Raw genomic sequence first — 427 nt, 5'->3', positions numbered from 1 at the left:
ATCCGGCACCGTCTCGTCGATGGCTCGTTCCAAGGCCGATGCGTTCGGCGGCAGGATGTGGCGGCGCACGGTCGCGATGGCAGTCACGCGACGCCCCCATCGACGATGCGCAGCGCGCCGAGCACCGGGTATTCGTCGGCCTGCAGCGCGGTTTCCTCCGGCGGTGCGGCCGGGTCTGGGAAGGTGACGGATGCGACGCCGGCGACGTGAAGCCGCGCCGTGATCCAGCTGCGCGGCACCGCACGCCCGAGGCGGGCGAAGTCCGCCAGGGCGGGGCCAATGGCTGCACGGAGCTGGTCGAGGATGTCGAGCGGGGCGGATGCCTCGCGCACGATGCGGGCGGTGACGTCGATGGAACGCGGGCGGGCCACTGCGACGGTGACGGCCACGCCCAGGGGGCGCGCTGCCGGCGCGTGCAGTGCATCGC

Annotated in this window: 1 protein-coding gene; it reads right to left on the bottom strand. The window is 73.5% G+C overall.

All coding sequences use genetic code 11. The features are described 5' to 3' along the window. Positions 1–83 precede the first annotated feature (83 nt). Positions 84–427, bottom strand: a 344-nt coding sequence (locus tag E4T88_RS18065; RefSeq protein WP_221411826.1) for a baseplate J/gp47 family protein, incomplete at its 5' end; no start/stop codon positions are given.

Origin of the sequence: Dysgonomonas mossii, from assembly GCF_004569505.1 — a bacterium.
In the GTDB taxonomy this organism is placed as follows: Bacteria; Bacteroidota; Bacteroidia; order Bacteroidales; family Dysgonomonadaceae; genus Dysgonomonas.
Note: the sequence above shows the minus strand (reverse complement) of the source record. Positions and strands in the feature narration are given on the sequence as shown.